Origin of the sequence: Conchiformibius steedae, from assembly GCF_014054725.1 — a bacterium.
GTDB classification, from domain to species: Bacteria; Pseudomonadota; Gammaproteobacteria; order Burkholderiales; family Neisseriaceae; genus Conchiformibius; species Conchiformibius steedae.
Map to the genome: position 1 here is coordinate 171,428 of NZ_CP059563.1, position 12,679 is coordinate 184,106.

The 12,679-nt window shown below is 51.2% G+C and carries 9 protein-coding genes, 2 tRNA genes and 1 pseudogene; 2 read left to right on the forward strand and 10 right to left on the reverse strand.

What is annotated here, in order from left to right; translation table 11 throughout:
• Positions 1 to 69 precede the first annotated feature (69 nt).
• From H3L98_RS01245 to H3L98_RS01270, 6 genes are all read right to left on the reverse strand, one after another.
• Positions 70 to 780, reverse strand: a complete 711-nt coding sequence (locus tag H3L98_RS01245) for a hypothetical protein (RefSeq protein ID WP_027021994.1) — start codon at positions 778 to 780, stop codon at positions 70 to 72.
• A 235-nt stretch (positions 781 to 1,015) separates the two neighbouring features.
• Positions 1,016 to 1,699 (reverse strand): respiratory nitrate reductase subunit gamma, encoded by a 684-nt coding sequence (gene narI / locus H3L98_RS01250; RefSeq protein ID WP_027021993.1) that lies wholly within the window; start codon positions 1,697 to 1,699, stop codon positions 1,016 to 1,018.
• 1 nt (position 1,700) lies between these two features.
• Positions 1,701 to 2,372, reverse strand: a complete 672-nt coding sequence (narJ, locus tag H3L98_RS01255; protein WP_027021992.1) for a nitrate reductase molybdenum cofactor assembly chaperone — start codon at positions 2,370 to 2,372, stop codon at positions 1,701 to 1,703.
• A gap of 2 nt (positions 2,373 to 2,374) precedes the next feature.
• Positions 2,375 to 3,934 (reverse strand): nitrate reductase subunit beta, encoded by a 1,560-nt coding sequence (narH, locus tag H3L98_RS01260; RefSeq protein WP_027021991.1) that lies wholly within the window; start codon positions 3,932 to 3,934, stop codon positions 2,375 to 2,377.
• Between the two features lie 88 nt (positions 3,935 to 4,022).
• Complete coding sequence (locus H3L98_RS01265) at positions 4,023 to 7,700, reverse strand: nitrate reductase subunit alpha (protein WP_027021990.1); 3,678 nt, start codon at positions 7,698 to 7,700, stop codon at positions 4,023 to 4,025.
• A gap of 196 nt (positions 7,701 to 7,896) precedes the next feature.
• Positions 7,897 to 8,241 carry a helix-turn-helix domain-containing protein gene (locus tag H3L98_RS01270; RefSeq protein WP_027021989.1) on the reverse strand — a complete coding sequence of 115 codons (345 nt, stop codon included), beginning with the start codon at positions 8,239 to 8,241 and terminating at the stop codon, positions 7,897 to 7,899.
• A gap of 276 nt (positions 8,242 to 8,517) precedes the next feature.
• On the opposite strand from H3L98_RS01270, the pseudogene H3L98_RS11025 reads away from it, so the two are divergent.
• A pseudogene (locus tag H3L98_RS11025) lies at positions 8,518 to 8,661 on the forward strand (excalibur calcium-binding domain-containing protein); the annotation flags it as partial.
• Positions 8,662 to 8,747: 86 nt separating this feature from the next.
• On the opposite strand, the gene H3L98_RS01280 reads toward H3L98_RS11025, so the two are convergent.
• The 4 genes from H3L98_RS01280 to H3L98_RS01295 all read right to left on the reverse strand — a co-directional run bounded on the left by H3L98_RS01280 (position 8,748) and on the right by H3L98_RS01295 (position 10,900).
• A tRNA-Ala gene (locus H3L98_RS01280) sits at positions 8,748 to 8,823 on the reverse strand.
• Positions 8,824 to 8,828: 5 nt separating this feature from the next.
• Positions 8,829 to 8,905: transfer RNA gene (locus H3L98_RS01285), tRNA-Met, on the reverse strand.
• 119 nt (positions 8,906 to 9,024) lie between these two features.
• Complete coding sequence (hemA, locus tag H3L98_RS01290; RefSeq protein ID WP_027021987.1) at positions 9,025 to 10,296, reverse strand: glutamyl-tRNA reductase; 1,272 nt, start codon at positions 10,294 to 10,296, stop codon at positions 9,025 to 9,027.
• 235 nt (positions 10,297 to 10,531) lie between these two features.
• On the reverse strand, positions 10,532 to 10,900 hold the full coding sequence (locus tag H3L98_RS01295) for an ACP-like domain-containing protein (protein ID WP_051532071.1): 369 nt from the start codon (positions 10,898 to 10,900) through the stop codon (positions 10,532 to 10,534).
• Between the two features lie 235 nt (positions 10,901 to 11,135).
• On the opposite strand from H3L98_RS01295, the gene radA reads away from it, so the two are divergent.
• On the forward strand, positions 11,136 to 12,518 hold the full coding sequence (radA, locus tag H3L98_RS01300) for a DNA repair protein RadA (RefSeq protein ID WP_027021985.1): 1,383 nt from the start codon (positions 11,136 to 11,138) through the stop codon (positions 12,516 to 12,518).
• Positions 12,519 to 12,679: the final 161 nt, after the last annotated feature.

Consider the following 12,679-nt stretch of genomic DNA (forward strand, 5'->3'; position numbering starts at 1 on the left):
CATTATAAGATAAACCATTGCGATACAAAAGAGTCTTTTATTAAACGCAATGTTTCCCAATAGGAAACCTTAAAGCCCGTTCTGTACCACGTCTATTTTATAACCCTTTAAAGTATTGTGATTAAAAAACACAAACGAATGGTTGTCGCGCATACAGCGTCCCAAAATATACACATCGTGATTGCTTGCCAAAATATAGTAGGACTGCTTTTCAAAGACAATGCGGTCGTAAGTGGTGCGGAAATGCGGGCGCGTATAGCCGATGCCAAACGACAGCAAAGTAAAATACAGAAAAAAAACGGCAGTAAACACAACGGAATATTGTTCGTTTGCCACCAAACACTTCCAATCCAAGGTAAAACGGTTACCCACACGGTGCAGCAAAATGGAAGCAATCAGGGTAAACAACAGGTAATATTCCAACACCTGCTGCGGCAGATTGCCGATAAACAGATAAAATTCCAATGCCACTGGCCAAAAAAAGACGGATATCAACACGAAAATCCGTAAGCAGCCGATTTGTTGAAACAACAGGCTTTTTCGTACCTGCTGCAACAGCGCGTAGCCCAATATATATCCCGCCACCAATGCCAATGATGCCACGCACACATAAGCCAAACTGCGTGCCACTTGGTCGGGACCTTGATGGACGTGCCACCACGGATAGCCGTAATACAAGGCTTGTCCCCAACCGTAACAATACGCCGTAGCCCAACCGGTAATACCCAGAAAAGCCACCGATATTGAAGAAGTAATCAATTTATTCCAACTGCTAATCATTTGTTCATAGGTAAATTTCTGAATGAAAGGCAGTAATTTTATTACAGGCAACTAGATTTTCAAGGCTAATTGGTATTTTATTCTAGAAATTTTGATTTATATCAAAATTAACTGTATCTTAAGTCTATTTTATTGGAAATGGGGGCGAAAAAAACAACAGCCGGCTGAATGTTTTTCAGTCGGCTGTTTGAGGTTAAAAGCATATTGATTATCGTTGAAATTTTAATCAACCATATTAACGGCGGCGCACCACCTGCCATGCGCGTCCCAAATAGCCCAAGCTGGCAAAACCGCTCCACACATGCACCATGCGGGTAAACGGGAAAATCAGGAAAAAGGTCATGCCCATAACAATATGCAGTTTAAACAGCAAATGGGTGTCTTCAATAAACTCCGCCGCACCACCGCGCAAGGTAACGATGTGTTGCGCCCATTTCATCAGTTTTACCATTTCGTGTCCGTCTGTGTGTCCCATGCTGACAAAAATGGTAAGCAAACCCAACACCAGCGTGGCAAGAATCCACAGCAACACCAGTTTGTCACGCCATGTGCTGTTGGCGGCGAGACGGTCGCATTTGAAGCGGCGGCGAATCAGCAGCAGCAAACCTGCCAGCGCGGTCAAACCGAACACGCCGCCCATCAGCATGGCAAAAATCTGTTTGGCACTGTGACTGATGCCCAGCAGCTCCCACACCCACAGCGGTGTCAGCAGTCCGACCAGATGCCCGAAAAACACTGCCAGCACGCCGATGTGAAACAGGATATTGCCCAAACGCAAATCGCCTTCATACAAAATCTGGCTGGATTCGCTTTTCCACGAATACTGTTCGCGTTCAAAACGGAACAGGCTGCCGAGTAAAAACACGCTTAAGCAAATATAGGGGTAAATCCCAAAGAAAAATTGATGAAAAGTGTTCATGTTAAGCTCCTTGGCGGGCAGGTGCGGCTGCCTGCGGGTAAAACTGTACGGTAGCGGTTTGCGGCTGCGGTTTGAGCAGGGGTTCAACGCCCGAAATATCTGCGCCGAAGGTTTCCATGGCTTCGTCCATATCGCGCACGGGCGGTTCAATCAACGGCTGCGCAGCAACGGGACTGAGTGATGCCAAAGCTTCAAACAGCACGGCATAGGGCGAGGCGTTTTGGGCGAGTTTGCCGCCGATATGAGCAATCACATGAACGGCATCGCCCAACAGCTTGGCGGCGCGGTCGGCGGGAATCTGCGCCAAATATTCCAGCAGCGCAGGCAAGTAGTCGGGTAGTTCGTCGTCGCCCAACTCCCAACCGCTACTGCGGTATTCTTCCAGCAAATCCACCATGGCACTGCCGCGGTCGCGGTCTTCGCCATATACATGCTCAAAAATATACAGGGCATGGCTGCGGTTGCGGTCAAAGGTGGCGACATAGCTTTCCTGCCATTCGCGCAAACTGCTGTGTGCCACAGCGTCTAAAAAGCCGTCCAACGCCGCACGGTAAGCCTGCAAATCGGCGCAATCATGTAAAAATTGGCGCAGTTCGGGCAAAGCTGCCTGAAGCTCGGCTTCGGGATAGCACAGCAGCACGGAAAACCATTGGTAAACGGGATTGCGTTCCATGATTAGCGCACTCCGTTTTGACGGTTTTTCTCGGCATCTTTGCGCAGACCGTGAAAAATAATCGGCGTGCCTTTGCGTTTACCGAACAGGCTTTGTTCGCTTTCGCCGCCCGAACAGCCGTTGCCGAAAGTAAAGCCGCAGCTTGCTTTGTCGTCAAAGCTGTTTTCCACCATTTCTTTGTGGGAAGACGGAATCACAAAGCGGTCTTCATAATTGGCAATCGCCATAATCTGATACATGTCTTCCACCATTTCGGGGGTTAAGCCTGTGCCGTCCAAGGTTTGTGCCAAAGTTTCGCCGTGTACGGTTTGCCCGCGCTTAAAGCGGCGCATGGCAATCATGCGTTCCAAAGCGGCTTTAATCGGCTCTACTTTGCCTGCGGTCAGCAAATTCGCCAGATAGCGCAGGGGAATACGCATTTCATCTACGCTGGGGATAATGCCGTTTTCGCCCACCAAGCCGTTTTCAATGGCAGACTGAATCGGCGACAGCGGCGGGATATACCACACCATCGGCAGGGTGCGGTATTCGGGATGCAGCGGAAAAGCGACTTTCCATTCCATTGCCATTTTGTACACGGGCGAATTTTTCGCCGCGTCCAACCAGCTTTGGCTGATGCCTTGTTTCAGGGCTTCGCGCTGTACTTCGGGGTCGTGCGGATTAAGGAACAAGCCCAGTTGCTGTTCATACAAATCCTGCGGGTTTTCTACCGATGCGGCTTGCTCGATTTTGTCGGCATCGTACAGCAGCACACCCAAATAGCGGATGCGTCCGACACAGGTTTCGGAACATACGGTGGGTTGTCCGCCTTCAATGCGCGGATAGCAGAAAGTGCATTTTTCGGCTTTGCCTGACGTCCAGTTGTAATAGATTTTTTTGTAGGGGCAGCCTGAAACACACATACGCCAGCCGCGACATTTGTCTTGGTCAATCAAAACAATGCCGTCGTCTTCGCGTTTGTAAATGCTGCCTGAAGGACAGGAAGCGATACAGGTGGGGTTTAAGCAGTGTTCGCACAGGCGCGGTAGGTACATCATAAAGGTCTGCTCAAACGCGGCGTGCATTTCTTTTTGAATGCCTTCAAACAATACGTCTTTGGCGCGTTTTTCAAATTCGCCTGCCAAATCGTCTTCCCAGTTCGGTCCCCATTCAATCTTGTCCATTTTTTTACCGGTCAGCACCGATACGGGACGGGCAGTGGGCGGGGTGTTCATTTTCGGGGCGTTTTGCAGATGCTCGTAGTCGTAGGTAAACGGCTCGTAATAGTCGTCAATCTGCGGCATATTGGGGTTGGCAAAAATATTGGCGAGGATTTTCAGCTTGCCGCCCTGCTTGGGAACAAGTTTGCCGTCGGGTTTGCGCACCCAGCCGCCGTTCCATTTTTCTTGGTCTTCCCAGTTTTTGGGAAAACCGATGCCAGGCTTGGTTTCCACATTGTTAAACCACGCATATTCCACGCCGTCGCGGCTGGTCCACACGTTTTTGCAGGTAACGGAGCAGGTGTGGCAGCCGATACATTTGTCCAAATTCAGCACCATGCCGACTTGCGCTCTGATTTTCATATTCAGTGTTCCTTCATTTGTTTTATCGGTTTGTTTGGCGGGATTCAGGCAGCAGCCGTTCCTTACGCGCTGCCTGAAACACCCTGTTTTAAGCGGGTTCGTCCAACCAATCCACCTTGTTCATTTTGCGTACAATCACCCACTCATCACGGTTTGCGCCCACCGTGCCGTAGTAGTTGAAACCGTAAGACTGCTGCGCGTAACCGCCAATCATGTGCGTGGGCTTCAGCACTGTGCGCGTAACCGAATTGTGAATACCGCCGCGTTTGCCCGACATTTCTGCCCCCGGCACATTCACGATTTTTTCCTGCGCGTGATACATCAGAATCATCGTTTCGGGAATGCGCTGGCTCACCACCGCGCGCGCGGTAATCGTCCCGTTCAGGTTAAACACTTCCACCCAATCATTGTCGGCAATGCCTGCTTTTTTCGCATCGCTTTCGCTAATCCACACATGCGGACCGCCGCGCGACAAAGTCAGCATCCGCAAATTGTCGGAATAAGTGCTGTGAATGCCCCATTTTTGGTGTGGCGTTAAAAAGTTCAGCGTGATTTCTTTATTGCCGTTAGGCTGTTTGCCCAACAGCTTGGCAGTGGTTTTCAAATCCACCGCAGGTTTGTACACACAAAAGCCCTCGCCAAACGCCCGCATCCACTGATGGTCCTGATAAAACTGCTGGCGACCCGTTAAAGTGCGCCACGGAATCAGCTCATGCACATTGGTGTAACCCGCGTTGTAGCACACTTCCTCGCTTTCCACGCCCGACCAAATCGGCGACGACACAATCTTGCGCGGTTGCGCCTGAATATCGCGGAAACGGATTTGCGTGTGTTCGCTGGACACCACCAGATGCGTGTGGTCGCGCCCCGTTGCCTTGCCCAAAGCCTGCCACGCCTTCATCGCCACATGACCGTTGGTTTCGGGCGCAAGGGTTAAAATCATTTCGGCAGCGTCAATCGCCGTATCCAGCTTGGGCTGACCTTTGCCCGCGCCTTCGCTGCGCACACCGTTTAACTTACGCAGAAATTCCACTTCATGCCCTGTCTGCCACGCCAAACCTTTGCCGTTATTGTTTACTTTTTCCAGCAACGGACCTAAAGACGTGAATTTGTCGTAAATCGCGCCGTAATCGCGCTCTACTACGGTCATGGCGGGCATGGTTTTGCCGGGAATCGGCTCACATTCGCCCAATTTCCAGTCTTTCGGGTCAAACGGCTGCCCCATTTCCTGCGGGCTGTCGTGCATTAAAGGCGTTAGGACAATATCTTGGCGCACGCCCAAATAGTCTTTTGCCAGCTCGGAAAAACGTTTTGCCAAGCCTTTGTAGATTTCCCAGTCGGTTTTGCTTTGCCACAACGGATTAACGGCTTCGGACAGGGGGTGGATAAACGGGTGCATATCCGAGGTGTTCAAATCGTCTTTTTCATACCAAGTGGCGGTAGGCAGCACCACATCGCCGTATAAGCAGGTGGTGGACATGCGGAAATCCAGCACGGTCAGCAAATCCAGTTTGCCTTCGGCGGCGGGGCGCACGGTGATTTCGCTGGGGGTGATGCACTCGTTTTCTTCGCTCATCACGGCGTTTTGCGTACCCAGCAGGTATTTGAGGAAGTATTCGTGCCCTTTGCCTGACGAACCGAGAATATTGGAACGCCATACAAACAGGTTGCGCGGGAAGTTTTGCGGATTATCGGGGTCGTTGCACGCCATATCCAATGAACCGTCTTTGAGTTTGGATACGGTGTATTCCACGGGGTCGCGCCCTGCGGTTTTTGCCTGTTGGACAATATCTAGGGGATTTGCGCCCAGTTGCGGGGCGGAAGGCAGCCAACCCATGCGCTCGGCTTTGGCGTTGTAGTCAATCATGGACATTTGCGCCAATTTGCCGTCTGCACTGGGGGCAAGGATTTCGTTGATGCCGAGTTTTTCGTGCCGCCACTGGCTGGTGTGGGCGTAAAAGAAAGATGTGCCGTTCATTTGGCGCGGCGGACGGTGCCAGTCCAAACCGAATGCCAAAGGCGCCCAACCGCTTTGCGGACGCAGTTTTTCCTGTCCCACATAATGACACCAGCCGCCGCCCGATTTACCGATACAGCCGCACATCATCAGCATATTGATGATGCTGCGGTAGTTCATGTCCATGTGGTACCAGTGGTTCAAACCCGCACCCACAATCACCATGCTGCGTCCTTCGGTATCGTGGGCGTTTTGGGCAAACTCGCGTGCCACGCGAATCACCATTTCGGGTTTCACGCCGGTGTGTTTTTCCTGCCAAGCGGGGGTGTAGGGTTTGTCGTCAAAATAATCGCGGGCGCAGTTTTCATCGTTTAAACCGTGTTCTACGCCATAATTTGCCAACATCAGGTCAAATACGGTGGCAACCAAGGTTTCGCTGCCGTCTGCCAAGCGGATTTTTTTTACAGGCACTTTGCGGTACGCCATCTCGCCGTGTTCGCCGCCAAAATAGGCAAAACCGACCGATACGACTTCATCGGCATGGTTTTTCAGGCTCAAAGCTGCCTGAACGTCTTGGTCTTGGGCGCGGCTTTCCAAATTCCATTTGCGGCTGCCGTCCCAGCGGAAACCGATGGAACCGTTGGGCGCAATCAGTTTGCCCGTGTTGTCGTCCACCGCCAGCACTTTCCATTCGGGGTTTTTGTCTTCGTTAAACTGATTATCCAAATGGGAAGCGCGTAAGAAATATTCAGGCAGCCAGTTCTTGCCGTCTTCGGCAGCCTGTAGGCGCACCAGCATGGGCATATCGGTTAAACGGCGCACATAATCGGTAAAGTAAGGCGAAGGATTATCTACATGAAATTCTTTTAAAATCACATGACCCATTGCCATTGCCAAAGCGGCATCCGTGCCTTGCTTGGGCGCAAGCCAAATATCGCCGAACTTCGCCATCTCGCCAAAATCGGACGACACGGCAACGGTTTTCGTGCCTTTGTAGCGCACTTCGGTGTAAAAGTGGGCATCGGGGGTGCGCGTCATCGGGATATTGGAACCCCATACCATCAGATAACCGGCGTTGTACCAGTCGGCGGATTCGGCAACGTCGGTTTGTTCGCCCCAAATCTGCGGGCTAGCAGGCGGCAAATCACAATACCAGTCGTAAAACGACAAACACGCGCCGCCCAATAATGAAAGGTAACGCGCCCCCGCCGCATAGCTCACCATAGACATGGCGGGAATCGGCGAAAACCCAATCACACGGTCAGGACCGTAATTTTTTACGGTATAGGCATTGGCAGCCGCCATCACATCATAGGCTTCTTCCCAAGTGGAACGCACAAATCCGCCCAAACCGCGTTGCGATTTATAGGCTTTGGCACGTTCGGGGTTTTCCACAATAGATGCCCACGCCTCAATCGGCGACAGCGTTTTACGCGCTTCGCGCCACATTTCCGCCAGCACGCCGCGCAACATCGGGTATTTCACGCGCTGCGCCGAATACACATACCAGCTGTAAGACGCGCCGCGCGGACAGCCGCGCGGTTCGTGGTTGGGCAGGTCGGGGCGGGTACGCGGATAATCGGTCTGCTGGGTTTCCCAAGTAATCAGTCCGTTTTTCACATACACCTTCCAGCTGCACGAACCGGTACAGTTTACGCCGTGGGTAGAACGCACGATTTTGTCGTGCTGCCAACGGCTGCGGTAGGCGTTTTCCCATTTGCGGTCTTCAGTTACAGTGATGCCGTGTCCGTCGGCAAAGGTTTCGGGCTGCTGCCTGAAAAATTTTAATCGGTCTAAAAAATGGCTCATGGCGTGTCCTTCACAATGGTTATTGACGGCATTGCACCGTACTTTTGCGATGGTGAAGCATACGTCAGATAACCTTGGCAAACCATGCGCCTAAAGCCCGAAATCCCGCAACAAACGGCTGATGGGCAGTAGTTATTTGGTATTAGCCGCAGGCAGAAACGGCAACAGGCTGCCCGCATACGCAGACAGCCTGATTTCAAGATTCCAAGCGTTTGACCAATGTTTCCAGCCACTGAAACAGCCATTCTCGGTCTTGCGGCGGCACACGGCTGATTAAGGCATGAATTTTGCGGGCATAAGGGTCGGGCGGCGGCGCGGCTTCGTCCAACAAATCGGCAGCCGAACAGCCCAAAATTTCCGCCAATTCAATCAGGCGCACCGCAGTAGGCGCGATTAAACCGCGCTCGGTACGCGAAACCGCTTCATTACCGATGTCCAGCATTTCCGCAATCTGTTCTTGGGTATAACCGCTTTGACGGCGGTATTTGGCAATCGCTTGACCGATACGTTGTTGGATTTGCCGTTGTTTGTCGTTAGGCATGGCGCGAACCGTATTCAAATAATCACTTATGGTCGGGTACGGCAAGGCTTTGCTTAAGGATTTTTCAAGTTGTTTAATTAGGCTTGAAAAGTTGAATTCAAATCTTTAAAATCCCCTTTTTCCCAGTCAGGAACACAAAAAATGAACAAATGGTGGTTAATCATGGCATTAGCGGCAGGATTTTTATTTTGGAAACAATCGCACACGCGCCAAACCGTTTCCCCTGCCCCCACAGCCACACACAGCAAACCGCTTGCCGCCGCCACCCCGACCCACAACCGTTTCCGCTGCGACGGGCGCACCCATTGTTCACAAATGACCTCGTGCGAAGAAGCCACCTTTTTTCTGCGCCACTGCCCCAACGTTAAAATGGACGGCAACCGCGACGGCATTCCCTGCGAACGCCAATGGTGCAAATAACAAAGCAGTCCGAAACCGTTTCGGACTGCTTTTTCCCAATTATCAAAAACAAAAAACCACCGGAAAAAACCGATGGTTTGTAAATTTGGTGGAGGTAAGCGGGATCGAACCGCTGACCTCTTGCATGCCATGCAAGCGCTCTACCAACTGAGCTATACCCCCGAATGTGGTGGCGAATCAGGGATTCGAACCCCGGACACAAGGATTATGATTCCTCTGCTCTAACCGACTGAGCTAATTCGCCAACAGCTTTAAAGCACTATACTTTACCCGATTCGGGTTATCCTGTCAAAACTATTTTGACGATTTTTTTCATTACACTGTTTTTAATCAGATAATTTTTCAACATCAGATAAAAATACCTTATGCACGTTCCCATGTTGTGCCTTGCGGGTGCTGCAAACGGTAAATTTGCGACACCGCATCTACCAGCATGGGTGCGTCTTCGCTACCCTTGTTCAATACGCGGGTGGGGGCGTGCAGCAGCTTATTGGTTAATTGCACCGACAGGCGTTCCAACACTTCTTCTGGGCTTGCGCCTTTTGCCAACTGCTTGATAGCATTGTTTAAAACTTGAAGGCGGGCGCGTTCGCCTTCATCACGCAAGGCACAAATAAGCGGTACGCGCTGACGGCTTTTTTGCCATTCAATAAAATCCGCCACTTTTTCCGCAACCATTTCTTCGGCAGCATCGGCGGCTTCGCGGCGGGCTTCTTTGCCGTTTTGCACCACTTCCACCATATCATCTACCGTGTAAAGGTGTACGCCGTCAATTTCGGCAACTTGCGCTTCAATATCGCGGGGAACTGCCAAATCCAGCAGAAACATGGGTTTGCCTTCGCGCAAACGCATGGCGTGTTCCACCATGCCTTTACCGACAATCGGCAGCGGCGCAGCGGTAGACGACACCACCACATCATATTGATGCAACAGATGAGGCAAGTCGTTTAACAGACAAGGCGTAGCATTTGCGCCCAAACGTTCGCACAATTCGCTTGCACGCGCCAGTGTGCGGTTGGCAACGGTAATATTTTGCGGTTGGGCAGCAGCAAAATAAGTCGCCACCAATTCAATCATTTCGCCCGCGCCAATCAGCAAAACATTTAAATTTTTAATGTCGCCCAACAGCTGCTGTGCCATTTTTAAGCCTGCCGATGCCATAGATACGGTGCTGTCGCCCACGCTGGTACAGGTGCGCACATCTTTGGCAGCGGAAAAGGTTTTTTGAAATAAGCCGTTTAGCCATGTGCCGATGCTGCCTTCGTGGCGGGCGGTACGCACGGCGTCTTTCATTTGTCCGAGAATTTGCGGCTCGCCCAACACCATGCTGTCCAATCCACAGGCAACGCGGTAAGCATGACGCACGGTGTCGCTGCAGCCGTGGGTGTATAAATAGGGACGGATTTCGGCTTCGGGAAGCTGATGATAATCTGCCCACCAGCGCACGATTTGGTCGGCATCGCCCACACAATACAGCTCGGAACGGTTGCAGGTGGATAAAATCACGGCTTCGGCAGCGGCGCGGGCATTCAGGTCGCGCAGGGCTTCGGGCAGGTTGGCGGCGGTAAACGCCAATTGTTCACGAATGGCAAGGGGTGCGGTTTGGTGGTTCAGTCCGACAACGGTCAATTTCATATCAATCTCATCCTGTCGCGCGAACAAACGCGCAAAATATGATAATGGTTTGTATTTAGAATGATTTTTATTTTTGAGATTATAACAAAAAAGCAGCGCGTTCAAAAGATGTGTTTGATTTTGGCTATCGGCGCGGCAAAGCATCAGACGAACACATGAAAATATGCCTGTTATAAAACGCAAACACGCCCAACAATAAGTTGGGCGTGGCATAATCAATCCAAGCAATTGCTGTTTAATCGGCTGTACAACCTTTAAACAAAATGCGGTTGTTCGGTGCAGTCAGCATGACACCTGATTTTTTGTGGTTACGACCGTTCAAATCGCCCGCACCCAAACGGTAGCCTGCGCGGTCTTTAAAGAACGCCGAAGTACGGTCGGAAGCAGCGCGGTCGTAACGCAAAGTGCGCCCTTCCACATTGGCGGTAACCGGCACCCACGCGGCATTAAAGCCGTAGTGAATCACCAAATGCTTGTTGTTTTGGCAAGAGTAGCTAACGCTGGCGCGTTTGGTAACTTTGTTGGCATCAATCGAACCTGCTGAAGCTGCGGAAATCAAACCTGCAGAGAGGGCAACGGCAGTTAAAATATTGACAGCTTTCATAATCGCTTCCTTACGTTAAGGGTTGGATAAAAATTCAGTTAGCCGTTTGGTTTGGCTGAAATGAATATTACGCCTTGCTCCAGTGATATGTCCAGCGCACTTGCCTGACTTTGCAAGGCTTCACGAAAATAATGATTTTGTAAGATGGCAGCGATTTGGGTTTAACATGATGCCAAAAAATGTTGCCTAATCCGTTTAAACCGTAAACCACTTTGTTTCAAAAGAAAGAAAAAACATGGCAAAAGCCCCCAAAACCGTTTACCAATGCAGCGAATGCGGCGGAACTGCACCCAAATGGCAAGGCAAATGCCCACATTGCGGCGAATGGAACACCTTGCAGGAAAGCCTTGCCGCGCCCGAACCGAAAAACCCGCGTTTTCAATCGTGGGCAGCAGAAACCGCTCAAGTTCAACCTTTAGCACAAGTAAGCGCCGCCGAAATCCCGCGCCAAGCTACTGGTATGGGCGAACTGGACCGCGTACTCGGTGGCGGGCTGGTAGATGGCGCTGTGATTTTATTGGGTGGCGACCCTGGCATCGGCAAATCCACCCTACTGCTGCAAACCCTCGCCTTGGCAGCCGCGCAGCGCAAAGTGCTGTATGTATCGGGCGAGGAATCCGCGCAACAAGTGGCATTGCGGGCGCAGCGTTTGGGCGTACGGGCGCAGGGTGTGGATTTGCTGGCAGAAATCCGTTTGGAAGCCGTGTTAGCCGCTTTAAAGCAACATCGTCCCGAAATTGTTGTGATTGATTCCATTCAAACCGTGTATTCCGATTTGATTACTTCCGCCCCTGGTTCGGTGTCACAAGTACGCGAGTGCGCCGCCCAGCTTACCCGCAGTGCCAAACAAATGGGTATTGCCATCATTTTAGTTGGACATGTGACCAAAGACGGAGCGATTGCTGGTCCGCGCGTATTGGAACACATGGTGGATACCGTTTTATATTTTGAAGGCGACCCACATTCCAACCACCGCATGATACGCGCCATCAAAAACCGTTTCGGTGCAGCCAACGAATTAGGCGTATTTGCCATGACCGAACAAGGCTTAAAAGGCGTATCCAACCCCTCTGCCATCTTTTTGGCGAGTTACCGCGACGACGTTTCCGGTTCTTGCGTTTTGGTTACCCAAGAAGGCACACGCCCGCTGCTGGTAGAAATTCAAGCTTTGGTGGACGATGCCCACGGCTTTACCCCCAAACGCCTGACAGTCGGCTTGGAACAAAACCGTTTAGCGATGCTGCTCGCCGTCTTAAACCGCCACGCAGGCATTGCCTGTTTTGACCGCGATGTCTTTTTAAACGCCGTAGGCGGTGTGAAAATCGGCGAACCTGCTGCCGACTTGGCTGTGATTTTAGCCATGCTGTCCAGCTATCGCAACCGCCCACTGCCGCAAAAAATGGTGGCGTTTGGTGAAGTGGGTTTGGGTGGCGAAATCCGTCCCGTCCCACGCGGGCAGGAACGCCTGAAAGAAGCCGAAAAACTCGGATTCCGCCGCGCCATCGTCCCCAAAGCCAACCTACCCCGCCAAACCAACGAATTTCCCAACTTAAAAATTCACGGTGTAGAAAGCTTGGCAGAAGCCGTAGCATTGTGCCGCGATGGAGATAATGAATAACATCTACAGCAGTCACCAACAAACACAGCAAGTGTAGGTTGGGTTGAAGCGCAGCGCAAACCCAACATAAAAAAACCTAATATATTGAAAATAAAATCATGTTTGGTTTCCAACCCAACCTACGCTTGCTAATGGTAGAATGAATTTTAATTTAAAAAACG

Excerpts from the sequence above, each read along its gene's own strand:
- H3L98_RS01295 (WP_051532071.1), bottom strand. The coding sequence starts at position 10,900 with ATGAAAGCTGTCAATATTTTAACTGCCGTTGCCCTCTCTGCAGGTTTG.
- H3L98_RS01270 (WP_027021989.1), bottom strand. The coding sequence starts at position 8,241 with ATGCCTAACGACAAACAACGGCAAATCCAACAACGTATCGGTCAAGCG.
- narI (WP_027021993.1), bottom strand. The coding sequence starts at position 1,699 with ATGAACACTTTTCATCAATTTTTCTTTGGGATTTACCCCTATATTTGC.
- radA (WP_027021985.1), top strand. The coding sequence starts at position 11,136 with ATGGCAAAAGCCCCCAAAACCGTTTACCAATGCAGCGAATGCGGCGGA.
- hemA (WP_027021987.1), bottom strand. The coding sequence starts at position 10,296 with ATGAAATTGACCGTTGTCGGACTGAACCACCAAACCGCACCCCTTGCC.
- narH (WP_027021991.1), bottom strand. The coding sequence starts at position 3,934 with ATGAAAATCAGAGCGCAAGTCGGCATGGTGCTGAATTTGGACAAATGT.
- H3L98_RS01245 (WP_027021994.1), bottom strand. The coding sequence starts at position 780 with ATGATTAGCAGTTGGAATAAATTGATTACTTCTTCAATATCGGTGGCT.
- narJ (WP_027021992.1), bottom strand. The coding sequence starts at position 2,372 with ATGGAACGCAATCCCGTTTACCAATGGTTTTCCGTGCTGCTGTGCTAT.
- H3L98_RS01265 (WP_027021990.1), bottom strand. The coding sequence starts at position 7,700 with ATGAGCCATTTTTTAGACCGATTAAAATTTTTCAGGCAGCAGCCCGAA.